12 protein-coding genes and 1 pseudogene are annotated in these 12700 nt (G+C 74.6%); 8 read left to right on the forward strand and 5 right to left on the reverse strand.

The window, feature by feature from the left end; translation table 11 throughout:
• Positions 1 to 21 precede the first annotated feature (21 nt).
• Positions 22 to 2763 (forward strand): ATP-binding protein, encoded by a 2742-nt coding sequence (locus tag V6U81_RS22235; protein ID WP_334491824.1) that lies wholly within the window; start codon positions 22 to 24, stop codon positions 2761 to 2763.
• Positions 2764 to 3028: 265 nt separating this feature from the next.
• Here the strand turns inward: V6U81_RS22235 and V6U81_RS22240 are convergent, their stop codons facing one another.
• Positions 3029 to 3532: a MarR family winged helix-turn-helix transcriptional regulator gene (locus V6U81_RS22240; protein ID WP_334491825.1), complete on the reverse strand. Its 504-nt coding sequence runs from the start codon at positions 3530 to 3532 to the stop codon at positions 3029 to 3031.
• A 102-nt stretch (positions 3533 to 3634) separates the two neighbouring features.
• Here V6U81_RS22240 and V6U81_RS22245 point away from each other — a divergent pair, with 102 nt between their 5' ends.
• Together V6U81_RS22245 and V6U81_RS22250 are read left to right on the forward strand one after the other, a co-directional pair.
• On the forward strand, positions 3635 to 4216 hold the full coding sequence (locus V6U81_RS22245; RefSeq protein WP_334491826.1) for a YceI family protein: 582 nt from the start codon (positions 3635 to 3637) through the stop codon (positions 4214 to 4216).
• A 244-nt stretch (positions 4217 to 4460) separates the two neighbouring features.
• Entirely contained in the window at positions 4461 to 5939 is a 1479-nt protein-coding gene (locus tag V6U81_RS22250) for a glutamate-cysteine ligase family protein (RefSeq protein WP_334491827.1), read from the forward strand.
• Positions 5940 to 6039: 100 nt separating this feature from the next.
• Here the strand turns inward: V6U81_RS22250 and V6U81_RS22255 are convergent, their stop codons facing one another.
• Positions 6040 to 7392, reverse strand: coding sequence for a hypothetical protein (locus tag V6U81_RS22255; RefSeq protein ID WP_334491828.1), 1353 nt, complete (start codon positions 7390 to 7392; stop codon positions 6040 to 6042).
• Positions 7393 to 7537: 145 nt separating this feature from the next.
• On the opposite strand from V6U81_RS22255, the gene V6U81_RS22260 reads away from it, so the two are divergent.
• A complete protein-coding gene (locus tag V6U81_RS22260; protein WP_334491829.1) occupies positions 7538 to 8212 on the forward strand; it encodes a PASTA domain-containing protein in 675 nt (224 codons plus the stop codon).
• 101 nt (positions 8213 to 8313) lie between these two features.
• Positions 8314 to 9171, forward strand: coding sequence for a PASTA domain-containing protein (locus V6U81_RS22265; RefSeq protein ID WP_334491830.1), 858 nt, complete (start codon positions 8314 to 8316; stop codon positions 9169 to 9171).
• A gap of 10 nt (positions 9172 to 9181) precedes the next feature.
• On the opposite strand, the gene V6U81_RS22270 is transcribed toward V6U81_RS22265, so the two are convergent.
• Both V6U81_RS22270 and V6U81_RS22275 read right to left on the reverse strand, forming a co-directional pair.
• The gene (locus V6U81_RS22270) at positions 9182 to 9679 is read right to left on the reverse strand and encodes a hypothetical protein (protein WP_334491831.1); all 498 of its coding nucleotides are present in this window, start codon (positions 9677 to 9679) and stop codon (positions 9182 to 9184) included.
• 97 nt (positions 9680 to 9776) lie between these two features.
• Complete coding sequence (locus V6U81_RS22275; protein WP_334491832.1) at positions 9777 to 10061, reverse strand: hypothetical protein; 285 nt, start codon at positions 10059 to 10061, stop codon at positions 9777 to 9779.
• A gap of 632 nt (positions 10062 to 10693) precedes the next feature.
• Here V6U81_RS22275 and V6U81_RS22280 point away from each other — a divergent pair.
• From V6U81_RS22280 to V6U81_RS22290, 3 genes are all read left to right on the forward strand, one after another.
• Positions 10694 to 11575: a helix-turn-helix domain-containing protein gene (locus V6U81_RS22280; protein ID WP_334491833.1), complete on the forward strand. Its 882-nt coding sequence runs from the start codon at positions 10694 to 10696 to the stop codon at positions 11573 to 11575.
• Positions 11545 to 11766 (forward strand): DUF397 domain-containing protein, encoded by a 222-nt coding sequence (locus tag V6U81_RS22285; protein WP_334491834.1) that lies wholly within the window; start codon positions 11545 to 11547, stop codon positions 11764 to 11766. Before V6U81_RS22280 ends, V6U81_RS22285 begins: the two co-directional genes overlap by 31 nt.
• 164 nt (positions 11767 to 11930) lie before the next feature.
• Positions 11931 to 12341: a hypothetical protein gene (locus V6U81_RS22290; protein WP_334491835.1), complete on the forward strand. Its 411-nt coding sequence runs from the start codon at positions 11931 to 11933 to the stop codon at positions 12339 to 12341.
• Here the strand turns inward: V6U81_RS22290 and V6U81_RS22295 are convergent.
• Positions 12306 to 12700 (reverse strand): annotated as a pseudogene (locus V6U81_RS22295) (hypothetical protein); the annotation flags it as partial. The gene V6U81_RS22290 and the pseudogene V6U81_RS22295 sit on opposite strands and share 36 nt — an antisense overlap.

Genomic DNA, 12700 nt, shown 5'->3' on the forward strand with positions numbered 1-12700 from the left:
CCGTCCGTAACCTTCCTGCCCATGACTCCGGATCATGATCATCCGTCCGGCCCGGGTGGTCGTACCCCGATCGGAGAGCTGGTGCGGGCGCACCGGCTGGCCGCCGGCCTCACCCAGGCCGAGCTGGCGGAGCGGGCCGGGGTGGGCGTGCGGACCGTGCGTGACCTGGAGCGCGGCCGGTCCAGCCGGCCGCAGCGCACCACCGCCGAACTGCTCGCCGACGCGCTCGGCCTGACCGGCGTGAGCCGCGCCGCCTTCCTCGCCAGCGCCCGCGGCCACGCCGCCGGCCCGGCCACCGCCGGGCGCCCGCACCGTCGGGCCGCCACCGGCCCGCGAACCCTCGAACCCCACCCCTCCGGTACGCCGATCGCGCTCCCGCCCCCGGTCGAGCTGATCGGCCGGGAGCGGGATCTCGCCGACCTGGTCACGCTGCTCAGAGCCGAGGCATGGCAACCGTTGGTGAGCCTGGTCGGCCTGGCCGGGGTGGGCAAGACTGCGCTGGCCCTGGCCGCGGCGCACACGGTCGCCGACGCCCACCAGGGCGGGGTGGCCGGGGTGCTGGTCGGTGAGGGATCCGACGCCGCCGACGTGCTCGCCGCGGCCAGCGCGGTCCTCGGCGCGGCCCGGCTGCCCGAGCTGGCCGCCCGGCTGCGCGGCCGGCCGGCGCTGCTGCTGGTCGACGCGGTCGAACGGGCCCCCGACCCGGTCGCCGAGGCGCTGCACCGGCTCACCGACGCAGCCCCCACCCTGCGGGTGCTGGCGACCGGCCGGCACCCGGTCGGCCTGCCCGGGGAACTGGTCCGGCCGGTCGCCCCGCTGGACGTCCCCCCGCCGGACGCCGACCCGGACGAGGTTCTCCGCTGGCCGGCGGCGGCACTCTTCACCACCCGGCTCACCCGGGTACGCCGGGAACCGCCCGACCCCACCGAGCTGGCCGCCCTCGCCGCGCTGGTCCGGCGGCTGGGCGGGCTGCCGCTCGCCATCGAGCTGATGGCCGCCCGGGGTCGGATCCTCGACCTGAACGCGCTGCTCGACCGGTACGGCGACCGCGTCCTCGACCTGACCACGCCCGACCCGGGGCGGCGCGGCTGGGAGGCCGCCGAGCCGTCCGGGAGCGGCGATCCGGGGGCGGCGGTGGCGCTGACCCTGCGCGACGCCGTGGCGACCAGCTACCGCCTGCTCGCCGACTCCGAACGGGCGGCGCTGCGCCGGCTCTCCGTGTTCGCCAACCGGTGGTCGGTGGAGCTGGCCGAGGAGCTGCTCGCCGACGAGGCCGACCGGGACGGGGCGGTGGCGGTGGACCCGGTGCCGTTGCTGGACCGGCTGGTCGAGCTGGGCCTGCTCAGTGTGCGCGGCAGCGGCCCGTTCCGGTTCCGGCTGCTGGACGCGGTCCGCGAGTTCGCCGCCGAACGGGCCGCCGGCCGCGGTGAGCTGACCGCGATCCGACGCCGGCACGCCGTCGTCGTCGCCCGACTGGCCGGCCGGACGGCACCCGACCTGGTCGGGGCGAAGCTCCCCGTCGCGGTACGCCAGCTCGACGAGGTGACCAGCGACATCAGCGCGGCGCTGGCACACGCCGCCACCGACGACCCACTCACCGCGCTGCGCCTGGCGGCGGCGCTGCCCCGCTGGTGGCGGCTGCGCGGGCGGGACGTCTCCGGCCGGCAGTGGCTGCTCCGGCTGCTGGCCGATCCGCGTACCGCCGGGGCCGATCCGGTGCTGCGGGCGTGGGCGCTGCTGGGCGTGGCCCGACTGGCGGCCGAGCACGGCGCCGGCGCGCGGGAGCTGCCGTCCGCCCGGGCCGCCCTCGACCTCTTCACCGCGCACGACGACGTCACCGGCGAGCTGGAGGCGCTCACCGTGCTCTGCGCGCTGCTGCACGCCACCGGCGGGTACGACGAGGCGCGCGAGCACGCCCAGGCGGTGCTCGCCCTGGCCACCCGGCACGGCCGGGTACGCGACATGGCGGTCGCCCAGAACAACCTCACCTGGCACGAGATTCGCCTCGGCGACCTGGGCGGCGCCCGCCGCCGGCTGGCCGCGGTGGACCGGCTGGCCGCCCAGTGCGGGGAGCGCCGGTTGCGCCTGCTGGCCCGGGCGAACCTGGCCGAGGTGGCCCGCCTGGCCGGCCGGTACGCCGAGGCGGTCGAGCAGGGCCGGCGGGTGGCCGGCGCGCTCGCCGAGCTGGGCGACCCGGGTCACCGTCGACGGGTGCTCGGCACGGTCGGTCTGGCGCTGGCCCGGGCCGGGCGGGCCGACGAGGCCGCCGAGGTGCTCGCCGAACTCCGCGGCGACGAGCGCCCCGGACCGGGCGAGGTGGCAGGGCCGCCCGGTCGGGTGCCGGTGCCGCGCGTCCCCGTCGACGGGACCGGGGCGGCGTCGGACCTCCGGTCGCCGGGCGTGGACGGCGGGCGGACGGGTGCCGTGGACGGGCGAGCCGGCCGGTCCGGCGCGCGGAGCCGGCCGGAGGAGGGGATCTGCGCGCTGATCGAGGGGACCGTGGCGCTGGACCGGGGTGACCGGGAGCTGGCGGCGGAGTGGTTCGGCGCCGCGGTGGCGGCCGGCGCGGACGGGCAGGACCGGCGGGACGTGGTGGAGGCGCTGGTCGGGCTGGCGGCCAGCACCGGCGACCCGGCGGTACGCGAACGGCTCGACCGGGTCTGCCGGGAGAGCGGGTTCCGGTTGCTGCCGTACGAGGAGGGGCTGCTGCGCGAGGCGGTCGCCGGACGGGCCGGGCACACGGCGGGCGACCTGTCCGCCTGACCCGCAGGGACGTGGCGGTGCGGCGACGCGTTGGTGCGGTGGCGCGTCCGCGGGCAGGGTGGCGCGGCATGGCGCGGTGGGGTGGCGCGGGGTGGCGCGAGCGAAGAAGCCCCCTGGTCACGCCCCTCGCTCAATCGCTCGCGCCGGCACCCCCCGGTGCTCCCCCGCGTGAGGAAGGCTAACCAACCTCGCCGCCCGCTTTGTTGGCATTGGCGGGATTGCCCGGATCGGCGGGCGCAGTTCTGCCGGTGGTTCTGCCGGTGCGTCAGGCGGGTCCGGCATGTGCGGCGGGCACCGGGTCGGTGCTGCCGGCGGTCGCCCCTGGGTGCACGGCGTCGCGGACCCGGCGCAGGCCGTCCAGCATGGCGTCGAGGGCCGCGGGTTCGAGCTGCCCGGTGAACCACTGCTCGATGATCCGCAGGTGACCGGGGAGCGTCTCGTCCAGCCGCTTCAGGCCGGACGCGGTCACCACCGCGTACGAGCTGCGCCGGTCGGAGGGGCAGGCCCGGCGGCACAGCAGCCCGTCGCGTTCCATCCGGTCGACCACCCGGGTCACCCCGCTGGTGGAGAGCGAGGTCTGCGCGGCCAGATCGGTCATCCGCAGTTGGTTGCCGGGGGAGCGGGCGAGTCGCATGAGCACCTCGAACTCGACCGCGGAGAGGCCGTGCTGTTCGTACTGGGCGGCGAACCGGGCGGTCAGCCCGGCGTGCGCCTCCACGAGCAGGCCGACGGCGGTGATCCGGGGGTCGTCGAACACGTTCTGATCCACCTGGTCATCCTATCAGTGCTTGACACGGGGAATATTGCTACGGCTATAGTTGCTCAGACAGCCGTTGGGCTACTAAACAATCTCCCCCTGGAGGGCAGTTCCATGACCAGCAGCACCGAGTCGGTTACCCGCGACTGGGAAGGCCTTACCATCCCGACCGCCGGCACCTACCTGCTGGACGCGGCGCACAAGCGGGTCGGCTTCGTCGCCCGCCACATGATGGTCAGCAAGGTGCGCGGTGAGTTCGCCGAGACCTCCGCCACCATCACCATCGCGGACGACCCGCTGCAGTCCTCGGTCTCCGCCTCCATCCAGGCGGCCAGCATCAACACCGCGCAGGCCGACCGCGATGCGCACCTGCGCAGCCCGGAATTCCTCGACGCCGAGACCTTCCCGACGCTGGAGTACCGCAGCACCGGAGTGAAGTCCCGCAAGGGCAACGAGTTCGTCCTCTCCGGTGAGCTGACCATCAAGGGCGTCACCCGCCCGGTCGACCTGGAGGTCGAGTTCGAGGGCGTCGGCCGCACCCCGTTCGGCCAGGACGTGTTCGGCTTCACCGCCACCACCGAGATCGACCGGGAGGACTTCGGTCTGACCTGGAACGTCGCGCTGGAGACCGGCGGCGTGCTGGTCGGCAAGAAGATCAAGATCGAGATCGAGGGTGAGGCCGTCCGCCAGGCCTGATCCGTCGACCGCCACTCCGCCGAGGCCCCTGCTCCCCTGAGCAGGGGCCTCGGCGGTTTTCGGTGCGAATCCTCACGGCTTGTCCGCCGGCTGACCCGGGTGTGACCGGCCGTCGCTGGGTACAGATGGCCGGAGCGCCCACCGACCCGGCTCTGGCCCTGGCGAGGTGGGCGCTCTTACCGTGGTGGTTCACAACGCGCGGCGGGACGGCACGGTCCCGCGGCGCCTCGCGCCGGGAGGACACATGGGTAGGGACGTCGAGCAGGGCGCCTTCTCCCGAGAGGACCGGGTCCGCTACCGGCAGAAGGTCCGGCGCTGCCTGGACGTCTTCGCGCTGATGCTGGACGACTTCGGCTTCGACGCCGACCGGCCGATGACCGGGCTGGAGATCGAACTCAACCTGATGGATCCGGCCGCCGAGCCGGCGATGCGCAACGAGGAGATCCTGGCCGACATCGCCGACCCGCTCTTCCAGACCGAGCTGGGCCAGTTCAACCTCGAACTGAACGCCGAACCCCGGCTCATCGAGGGGGTCGGCCTCGCCGACTACGAGCGTGACCTGCGCAACAGCCTGACCCGGGCCGACGAGCGGGCGGCGAAGTCCGACGCCCGGATCGTCCTGGTCGGCATCCTGCCCACGCTCACCGAGCGGCACCTGGTAGTCGACAACCTCTCCACCAACGAGCGCTACCGGGTGCTCAACGACCAGATCGTCGGCGCTCGGGGCGAGGACATCGAACTGGACATCCGGGGCGTCGAGCGGCTCCGGACGCACACCGACTCGATCGCGCCCGAGTCGGCCTGCACCAGCCTCCAGTTCCACCTCCAGGTCGCGCCGGACAGCTTCGCCGACTACTGGAACGCCTCCCAGGCCATCGCCGGGGTCCAGGTCGCGGTCGGCGCCAACTCTCCCTTCCTGTACGGCCGGCAGCTCTGGGCCGAGACCCGGATCGCCCTGTTCGAGCAGGCCACCGACACCCGGCCCGACGAGCTCAAGGCCCAGGGGGTACGCCCCCGCGTCTGGTTCGGGGAGCGCTGGATCACCTCGATCTTCGACCTGTTCGAGGAGAACGTCCGCTACTTCCCGCCGCTGCTGCCGATCTGCGACGACGAGGACCCGGTCGAGGTGCTGCACGCCGGCGGGGTGCCGGAGCTGAGCGAGCTGCGGCTGCACAACGGGACGGTCTACCGCTGGAACCGACCGGTCTACGACATCATGAACGGGCGTCCGCACCTGCGGGTGGAGAACCGGGTGCTGCCGGCCGGGCCCACCGTGGTCGACATGCTCGCCAACGCCGCCTTCTACTTCGGGCTGGCCCGGGGGCTGGCCGAGTCGGACCGGCCGATCTGGAGCCAGCTCACCTTCAGCTCCGCCGAGGAGAACTTCCACGCCGCCGCCCGCCGGGGCATCGACGCCGTGCTGCACTGGCCCCGCCTCGGTGACGTGCCGGTGACCAAGCTCGTCCTCGACACCCTGCTGCCGAAGGCCGCCGCCGGGCTGGACCGGTTCGGCGTGGCCCCGGCCGAGCGGGATCGGCTGCTCGGCATCATCGAGCAGCGCTGCCGTACCGGCCGCAACGGCGCGGTCTGGCAGACCGAGGCGGTCTGGGCCGCCGAGCGGCACCGCGGCATGGACCGGGGGGCCGCCCTGCACCACATGGCCAACCGCTACGCCGAGCTCTCCCGCAGCAACGAGCCCGTCCACAGCTGGCCGGTCGACTGACCACCGGCCTCCCCACCTGCGGGTGGCGGGGCGGGAGCACGTGGCGCGTCGGCGGGGATCTGACCGGGTGAGGGCAGCGCGGAGATCGGCCCGGGAGGGGTCAGCGGGGCCGTCTGCCGGGGCGGGGGGCCGGGCGCGGGGCGGTCGGCTCGCCGGTGGGCAAGCCGTCCGTCGGTGTTCCGGATGCCGCCGGAGGACCGGTCGGCGGGTCGAGCGCAGGGTCCTCGGTGGTGGAGATCGTCGGGGTGGACGAGGCAGACCGGGTGCGCCGGGGCGGGCGGGCGCGTCCGGTCGCTCCCGTCGCCGTACCCTGCCCGCCGGACGTTTCGGCTTCGGCGGGCGGCGGCTCGGCGAGGGTGACCGCCGCAGCGTCCGCCGGCGTGGCGGCGGATGCCCGGCCCGTCGTGGTCGTCCGGTCGTCGACCGTGTCTCCGCGGCTCGCGGCGTTGCGCCGCCCCGTGGTCTCCTCGGCACCGATGGCCGGCAGCGCTTCGGCGGTGGCCGGTCGGTCGTCGTGCTCGCCGGTCCGGGGGCGGGGCACCGCCGCCACCGTGTCCCGGCCGGCGTCGCGCAGCTCGGCCCGCTGGGCGAGCGCGACCACCAGGATCGAGCCGGCCGCGCCGACGATCACCGCGTACGGGGCGACGAGGTGAGCGGAGACCTGCTCCGGGGCGATGGTGGCCAGCCGGGGTACCGCCAGGAAGTAGGCGATCGCGACCAGCAGTGGCCCGGCCGCACCGGACACCGCCGCGCCCAGCCGCAGTCGGGACGACCGGGCGGTACGCCGAGCGGCGAGCGCGCCGATCACCAGCGCCGAACCCACCGCGAGCAGTGCCCCGGGCCAGTAGAGGTAGTCGCGCAGCCAGTAGCCGGCCCGGTCGTGGCTGATCTGCCAGATGCCGAGCTGGGCGGCGGTCAGCCCGCGCCCGGCGAGCACCCCGTCCACCACCGAAACCACGGCGAGCAGCCAGAGCCAACCGACCGTGGCGATGACGTTGTTCGCGGCGGCCCGCGAACGCAGCGCCCAGACGGCGGTCAGCAGGCCGACCAGGACGCCGATGCCGGCGTACCCGGCGGCGAGGCTCTGTGGGGAGAAGGTGTCCGGAACGATGGCCGCCCGGGCCGGCACGGCGACCAGCAGCACGGTGATGAGCGCGCCGACCGCACCGGCCACGGCGAGCGTCGCCCGGTGCAGGCCACCGCCGGTTTCGTCGGTCGCGCCCCCGCGCTCGTGCAGCCGTTGGGCGCAGACCGCACCGACGACGGTGGATACGGCCGCGATCCAGGTCGCCCAGGCGAGGCTGGCGAACCATGTCGCCTCGGTGGTGCCGGCGCCCGCCGGCGCCCAGTTGATGATGCCCAGGCCGTAGCCGAAGCCCAGTTGTGCCGCGCCCATGCCGGCAGCGACGCCGATCGCGGTCGCGACCGATCCTCCCCAGCCCCGTGCAGCCATGCCGGGGAGCGTAACGTCCCCTGGTCGGCGCGGCGAGCCGTGCGACGGAGGCACCACGGGCGGTGACCGGCGCGCGGCGACCGGTGCCCGGCGGGGGTAATGGTCGGCGACCGGTACCGTCGCCGGTGACGAGGCGGGGAGTGCGATGACCGACGGGTACACCGGGCAGGACGGGGATGGGCGGCCGGGTCGAAGGAACCTGCTGCTCGGCGGCGGGCTGGCGGTCGTCCTGCTGGCCGCCGTCGGCGCCTCCGCCGGCTGGGTGCTGGCCGGGCAGGATGGCAGGCCGACCGCCGGACCGATCGCCACGTCGACGGCCCAGCCGACGCAGCCGAGCAGCCCCGCCGAGGACACCCCCACCGAGCGACCGACCGCCGGCTGGACGACCACCCCGCCCCGGACGGAGGCCGGCGGCCTGACCGTGCCGGCCCTGGTGGGCACGGACTTCGACGAGGCCCGCGAGGAACTGCACGATCGCAAGCTCGGCTGGCAGCTCGTCTTCGGCACCGGTACGGGCCGGGAGGTGGCGCGGACGGAACCCGTCGCCGGCACCCCGGTGAAGAAGGGGACCACGGTGCGGGTGTACGTCGCCGGGCCGGCCCCCGAGGTGGCCGTGCCCGACCTGGTCGGGGACGACTGCGACAAGGCCGCCGACGAGCTCGGCGAGAAGGGCCTCTACCCGCGCTACCGGACGGGACGGCGCGGCACGGTCACCGCCCAGGAGCCGGCACCCGACGCGACGGCGTACTGGAACGACCGGGTGGCGATCTCCTGCGGGACCGCGGAACCCACCCCCACCGACGCCTCCCCGACGCCGTGACGGGCGGTTCGCCGCGCTGATCCCGGCGGCCGGTGCACCCGGGCGATACCTTGGACGATCGAGGGTCGTGACGGCCGCGCCCCGTGCGGAGAGGACGTGCGATGAGCGACGACCGCCAGGAGCCGCCGGCCGACGCGACCCGTCCGCTCCCGAGCCCCGGCGGCGAGGCCGCCGGCCCTCCGCCCCTCGACGCGACCGCCCGGCACGAGCCGCTGGACGAGACCGCCCGGCACGAGCCGCTCGATGCGACCGCCCGGCACGAGCCGCTGGATGCGACCGCCCGGCACGAGCCGCTGGACGAGACCGCCCGGCACGAGCCCGTGGACGCGACCCGGCCGCTGCCGCCGGGCGAAGCGGCCCGGCAGGGGCCGGCCGCACCGGCGGTCTGGTCCGGACGGGCCGGGGTGCCGCCGCCCCGGCCGGCCGACTACCGCGAACCGGCCGAGTGGTACCCCGAGGACCAGCGCGGCCGCCGCTGGTGGGCGCCGATCCTGCTGGGCATCCTCGCCCTGCTCCTGCTCGGCGTGCTCGGTGCGGGCATCTGGCTGGCGCTGCGGGCGTCCGACGACGGCGGGCCGGAGGAGTCACCGTCACCGCTGCCCACCAGCGCCCCGGCGACCACCGCCGCCCCGACCACCGCCGCCCCGACCACCGAGCCGCCGAGCACACCACCGACCACCACCGCAGCGGCCCGGATCCCGATGCCGCCCCTGACCGGGCTGTCCAGGGCGACGGCGCAGCGGGTGCTGGACCGGCTGGGAGTGGCGTACCGGGTGGAGACCCGGACGTCGGACCAGCCGCCGGGGACGGTGATCGAGACCGACCCGGCGGCCGGCGAACCGGTCGGCCCCGACGAGGAGGTGACCCTGGTGATCGCCGAGGCGGCGGAGTCACCGTCGGTGTCGCCGACCTTGAGCGCCACGGCCACGCCGACGGCCGAGCCGACCGCCACCCGGTGACCGCGCCCGGTCACCACCTTCGGCGTCTGGTGCCGACCAGTCCCAGGCCGGCCAGCGAGATGGCGAGGCCGAGCAGGCCGGAATAGAAGAGCGACTGGCTCAGGTCATGCTGGTGCGCGGAGGAACCGGAGCGCTCGGCCCCGGTCGTCGTGCCGCCGCCACGGTGGTCGCCCGGTTCCTGGCCGGCCGCGCCGGCTTCCTCCCGGTCCGTGCCGGTGGCGGGGTCGTCGCCGGCCTCGGCGCCGTGCCGGAGGGCGCCCCGGTCCGGCGCGTCCCAGTCGGCGATCCCACCGCCGTGGACCGGGTCGTCGGGGGGCGCGGTGCCCTCACCGGCCACGGTGATCTCGGGCGCCGGGACCGGCTCGGCGAGCCGGGTCGCCGAGCCGGCCGGGTACCGCACCACCACCACGAGCGTGGTGGCGGCGCCGACCAGCGCCAACAGCCCGAAGGCGTAACCGATACGGGACCTGTGGTGCCGCCGCGCGGCGGGCATATTGACCATGGCCATCCCAGGTTCAGGGTCCGGGACGCGCAGGGTGACTTCTGCCGGGGTGGGCGTACCGATTCTATGGCGACGGCACGCCGGCCGACCGGCGATTGCGGGCTCAGCCCACCGGGATCGGGCTCCGGTTGAGGGGCCGCCGGGCCCGTACGGTGTGCTGGCGCTGCGCCGGCGCGGCCTGCAGCTGCCGGAGTCCGGCCTGCTGTACGAAGATCGACCGCCGGTTGACCGCGTCCCCCGCCGCGTTCAACTCGTAGCCGTCGAGCCAGAGCCAGCCGTCGTAGGTCGGCCAGTCGAGCACCCGGATCACCCGGAAGGTGATCGGTTTGAGGAACTGGACACTCGCCGCGCGAGTCACGTGCAGAACGTCACCGGAGCGGGGAAGCACATGGGCTCCTGGGGAGGGAGTGGCCGGCGTACCGGCCGGGCTGATCGTGGGGAAGGCTCTGCTGGTGCTCCGGCGCCGGGCTCGTGCCTCGTCAACCGGTGGATCGGTGGCGGTGGTCGGGCCGTACCCGCTGGTGGCGGACCGCCACCCGACCATCACCGGTTGCTCCCGGGTACCGCTCCCGCCGCCGCAGCCGTCGGGCGTGCAGCGGCGGGGTCATCAACCCGGGGCAGGTCTTGTAGTCGCGTATTGGCGGGGGTGTCTCGCGGACCGTCCGATCCGGGTGGGATCGCCACGCCGGGGAAGCGTTCGGAGACCGTGTGTGACCCGAGCCATACGGACAGAGTGCATCAGCGTCGTGCTTCATGCAAGTTGCACGTCGACTTTTGCCGATACATGAGCGCGACACGGGATCGAAGGCGCTTGAAGCCGCCACCCTCCGGGCGGCACACTGGACGCCGGTTTCGCCCGACGCGGCCGGTCGACGACCGGCACCACCCCAGCCGCGAACGATCGCCCGCCGTTCGTCGGTCGCGCCCTCGGCGGGTGTCGCCGCAGGCGCGAGCGACCGGAGGTAACCGGGTGAGCGCGAGGAACCGGCGTCCGCTCCCAGCGGCGCCCGGGGTGGCACCGTGAGCGAGCGGCGCAGTCCCACGATCCGCCGGCGACGGCTGGGTGCGGAGCTCCGCCGCCAGCGGGAGGCGGCGGGCATCACCATCGAGGTGGTCGCCGAGCAGCTCGAGTGCTCCGCCTCCAAGATCTCCCGGATCGAGACCGGCCACACCTCGGCCACCCCGCGGGACGTGCGGGACATGCTCCGGATCTACGGCGTGGTCGGCGTCGAGAGCGACGAGCTGGTGCAGATCGCCCGGGAGGCCCGGCAGAAGGGGTGGTGGCATCCGTACACCACAGTGCTCGTCGGGGCGTACGTCGGGCTGGAGGCGGCGGCCAGCTCCATCCGGGCGTACGAGCAGCAGGTGGTCCCGGGCCTGCTGGAGACCGAGGAGTACGCCGGGGCCATGATCCGGGCGGCCCGCCCGGACTTCACCGTCGAGCAGGTGCAACAGCGGGTGCGTGTCCGTCTGGGCCGTCAGTCGTTGTTGATCCAGGATGATCCGGTCGATCTGTGGGTGGTGCTCGATGAGGCGGTGCTGAGCCGGCCGGTGGGCGGCGACGCGGTGATGCGTGGCCAGCTCAAGCGGCTGGTGGAGGTGGCGGAGCTGCCGAACGTGACGCTCCAGGTCCTACCTTTCGAGGTGGGAGCGCACGCCGGCATGGACGGTACCTTCACCATCCTCAGCTTCCCCGAAGCGAGTGATCCTGATGTCGTGTACGCGGAGAACGCCACGGGTGGGCTCTTCCTTGAGAAGAGCGACGAACTGCAGAGGTATAGCTTCATCTTCGATCACATTCGAGCGGCGGCCATCCGCCCGGAGGAGTCCATCGCTCACATCGCAAAACTGGCAGAGGAGCCGTTGTGGAAATGGCGACCAAGAGGTTCCCCGTGGACCTGACGCGCGCGACGTGGTTCAAGAGCTCGAAGAGCGGGCCGAACTGTGACAACTGCGTCGAGGTGGCGTACGTGACCGGGGCGGTCGGGGTTCGGGACTCGAAGGACAAGACAGGCCCCGCCCTGGTCTTCGCCCCGGGGGGCTGGCAGGCCTTCGTCGCCAGCGCCCGGAACGGCGCCTTCGACCAGCACTGAATCGCGCACTGACCAACCCGGCGTGGCGTTGACCGCGGGCCGGTCGGGGACGTTCCCGACCGGCCCGTCGCCACATCCGCCCCGTCTCGTTGAACCCGTCGATACGGCGTTGCAGGGACAACTCCGCCGCACGGATCGACGACCGAACGAGGCAGGCGAGACGGATGACGACGATCGGTTCAGACAACCTCACCAACGGCCCGGGCAAGAGCGAGCGGTTCGGCGGCAAGTACCGTGGCGCCCGCCGGGACACCGTGTTGACGGAGGTGACGTCCACCGACACCGAGGTCGGTGGCCGGGACGTCGGGGCGCCCTCGCCGGAACAGGCCGGCCCGCCGCTGTCGCTGCCCTCCCTCGACCCGAACCCGCTCACCGAGCCCTCGTTCCCGCCGGCCGGCTGGCCGATGGAGCCGACCGAGTCGCTGGTCGACCACCCGCTGCTGCGCGGCCTGCTGATGGAGCTGCCGCCCAGGGGCAGCGTCCCGCCGCCGGGTTGGCTGGACCGCTGGTTCGAGGCGACCCGGGCGATCCTTGAGCTGCTATACGTGCAGGGCGCGGGGCGTAGCGGCCGCTGACACCGGCGCTCCGACCGGTGCCGGGGCCGCCGGCATCGTCCGCTCGGCGAACCGGCTGTGCCGCAGCGCGTGTCGTACCCCGATCGTGAGGACGGCGAGACCGCCGACGGTGATCGCCGGCCCGGCCGTGCCCGGTCGGGCGGCGAGGTCGAGGCCGGCGGCCGCCAGCAGGGGTGGCACCGTGGCCAGCGCGGTGACCTGCAACGGCAGGCCGATCAGCGGGTGTGCCGCCATGGCCCGCAGGCCGTACGGCGCGGGCGTCACCGGCGCGGCGGCGAACGCGCCCGCCCCGGCCCGCAGCCGCCGCGTGCGGCGCAGCGTGCAGACCGCGACCGCGACCGCCGGGAAGTCGGATCGTA

It is taken from the genome of Micromonospora lacuserhaii, from assembly GCF_036902735.1.
Taxonomy (GTDB): domain Bacteria; phylum Actinomycetota; class Actinomycetes; order Mycobacteriales; family Micromonosporaceae; genus Micromonospora.

Bases quoted from the DNA above. Each gene is read 5' to 3' on its own strand.
- V6U81_RS22235 (WP_334491824.1), top strand. From the start codon at position 22: ATGACTCCGGATCATGATCATCCGTCCGGCCCGGGTGGTCGTACCCCG.
- V6U81_RS22245 (WP_334491826.1), top strand. From the start codon at position 3,635: ATGACCAGCAGCACCGAGTCGGTTACCCGCGACTGGGAAGGCCTTACC.
- V6U81_RS22250 (WP_334491827.1), top strand. From the start codon at position 4,461: ATGGGTAGGGACGTCGAGCAGGGCGCCTTCTCCCGAGAGGACCGGGTC.
- V6U81_RS22255 (WP_334491828.1), bottom strand. From the start codon at position 7,392: ATGGCTGCACGGGGCTGGGGAGGATCGGTCGCGACCGCGATCGGCGTC.
- V6U81_RS22260 (WP_334491829.1), top strand. From the start codon at position 7,538: ATGACCGACGGGTACACCGGGCAGGACGGGGATGGGCGGCCGGGTCGA.
- V6U81_RS22265 (WP_334491830.1), top strand. From the start codon at position 8,314: ATGAGCGACGACCGCCAGGAGCCGCCGGCCGACGCGACCCGTCCGCTC.
- V6U81_RS22270 (WP_334491831.1), bottom strand. From the start codon at position 9,679: ATGGCCATGGTCAATATGCCCGCCGCGCGGCGGCACCACAGGTCCCGT.
- V6U81_RS22285 (WP_334491834.1), top strand. From the start codon at position 11,545: ATGGCGACCAAGAGGTTCCCCGTGGACCTGACGCGCGCGACGTGGTTC.
- V6U81_RS22290 (WP_334491835.1), top strand. From the start codon at position 11,931: ATGACGACGATCGGTTCAGACAACCTCACCAACGGCCCGGGCAAGAGC.